Source organism: Spirosoma flavum (assembly GCF_042686045.1).
Classification (GTDB): domain Bacteria; phylum Bacteroidota; class Bacteroidia; order Cytophagales; family Spirosomataceae; genus Spirosoma; species Spirosoma flavum.
In genome coordinates this window covers 1-503 of sequence record NZ_JBHUOM010000015.1, presented here as the reverse complement: position 1 = coordinate 503, position 503 = coordinate 1, and the positions used below count along the sequence as shown (strand labels likewise).

Below are 503 nucleotides of genomic sequence, written 5' to 3'. Positions count from 1 at the left end.
CTAAGTCGTAACAAGGTAGCCGTACCGGAAGGTGCGGCTGGAACACCTCCTTTTTGGAGCCATTTAGTGCTACCATTGATGTCAATATGCAAAGCACTGGGCTTGTAGCTCAGGTGGTTAGAGCGCTACACTGATAATGTAGAGGTCCGTGGTTCGAGTCCACGCAGGCCCACAAGTAACAAGCCTATGGGGGATTAGCTCAGTTGGCTAGAGCACCTGCTTTGCAAGCAGGGGGTCAACGGTTCGAATCCGTTATTCTCCACTTGGATCATTCGGATCCAAATGTTCTTTGACCTACAGGGAGAGACTGAATCATCGAAAGGTGATTCACGATGAATAGTAAGCTTAAGGCTTGCTGTTTGACAAATGGGTAGTGAGTAAAGCGTAGATAAATACGCAGCAAAAGGGCGTCTGGGGGATGCCTAAGGCTTCTGATGGCGAAGAAGGACGTGGCAAGCGACGAAACGTTGCGGGGACCCGCTGGCAGGGGCTGATCCGCAGGT

General features: G+C 51.1%; 2 tRNA genes and 2 rRNA genes. All 4 read left to right on the top strand.

Annotated features, from left to right (window positions below):
• Positions 1-53: ribosomal RNA gene (locus ACFS25_RS16570) — 16S ribosomal RNA — on the top strand; the annotation flags it as partial.
• A gap of 45 nt (positions 54-98) precedes the next feature.
• Positions 99-172 (top strand) — tRNA-Ile (locus tag ACFS25_RS16565).
• A gap of 16 nt (positions 173-188) precedes the next feature.
• A tRNA-Ala gene (locus ACFS25_RS16560) sits at positions 189-262 on the top strand.
• 129 nt (positions 263-391) lie between these two features.
• Positions 392-503, top strand: a 23S ribosomal RNA gene (locus tag ACFS25_RS16555); the annotation flags it as partial.